Genomic DNA, 1,257 nt, shown 5'->3' on the forward strand with positions numbered 1-1,257 from the left:
GAACAAAAAAGGTGAGGTCGCTATTGGGGATATAGCGTTCTGTAATCACCTGGTGCCCAGCTACCAAAGAATTGGTCCCTGGGGTATCCACAATGGAAATATCCTGCAGAATATCAATAGGACGGCCAATCTTGCGTAAATGGGGTTCTATTTGCTGCACCGTGTCTTGCGCTGCATAGACGATCTGTTGGATCGAATCGGTGCAGGGGGCAATGTCCGTGGCACACACTTCTGCATCTAGCAGGGCATTGACAAAGCTGCTTTTACCCGCCTTGACCTCACCGACTACTACAAACAAAAAAGGTTCATCAATGCTGCGCCGCAGGCTGTCCGTAGTTTCAGCTAAATCGGGATTATTGATATCCCTGGCTAAGTCCTGCATCCGCTGCAGTAGCTGAGCAAGGGCAGTGCGATAGGTTTGAAGCTGTGGGTCAATAATAGTTGTGGTTGCCGAGGATTCTGCTGCCTTGCTCATATCTCATGCCTGCATATCGCTATCTCAGTGTACAGATATCGGTCAACAGATACCGGTAGACAGATACCGGGTCAGCTCAGCAGAATTTCAGCCACCCCCTCTTTAATGGGAGCTGGCATCATCGCGTGGCATTCCATGAATTTAGAGAATACGTTAGTCATTATCCCAGCGCTCAATGAAGCAGCCACGATTGAGGCTGTGGTGACAAATTTAAGAAATCAGGGGTTAACCCACATTCAGGTGGTGGACAACGGTAGTCAGGATGGAACAGCTGAAATCGCTATCCAGGCTGGGGCAGAAGTGGTACAGGAACCCTTTCAAGGTTACGGACAAGCCTGTTGGCGAGGCTTACAGACCATGCCAGAAAAGATTGAGTGGATTTTATTCTGTGATGCGGATGGCAGCGATGATCTAAGTCAGCTACCGGATTTTTTTGCGCAGCGGGAGACCCACGATCTGATTTTGGGAAATCGTCGGGGCACGTCAACGGGACGTCAGCAGCTCAGCCCAGTCCAGAACTTTGGCAATGGGCTGTCGGGCACATTGATGGCTTGGGGCTGGGGCTATCGGTTTGAGGATTTGGGACCGCTGCGGCTGATTCGCAAAACGGCACTGGATCAGATTGGCATGTGCGATCGCAACTTTGGCTGGACCGTTGAAATGCAGGTACGAGCCATAGAATGCGGTCTGCGTATCTGGGAGTTACCGGTCAATTACTTGCCTCGCCAGGGGGGCCAATCCAAGATTTCAGGCACGGTTTCTGGCAGTATCAAAGCCGGAAC

At 51.1% G+C, this 1,257-nt stretch carries 2 protein-coding genes; one reads left to right on the plus strand and one right to left on the minus strand.

The window, feature by feature from the left end; translation table 11 throughout:
- Window positions 1-475: dynamin family protein (locus IQ260_RS30665; RefSeq protein ID WP_193996814.1), on the minus strand; the 475-nt coding region annotated here is incomplete at its 3' end.
- A gap of 135 nt (window positions 476-610) precedes the next feature.
- Here IQ260_RS30665 and IQ260_RS30670 point away from each other — a divergent pair.
- On the plus strand, window positions 611-1,257 hold a 647-nt coding region (locus tag IQ260_RS30670), incomplete at its 3' end, for a glycosyltransferase family 2 protein (RefSeq protein WP_193996815.1).

This window comes from Leptolyngbya cf. ectocarpi LEGE 11479 (genome assembly GCF_015207065.1).
Lineage (GTDB): Bacteria > Cyanobacteriota > Cyanobacteriia > Phormidesmidales > Phormidesmidaceae > Leptothoe > Leptothoe ectocarpi.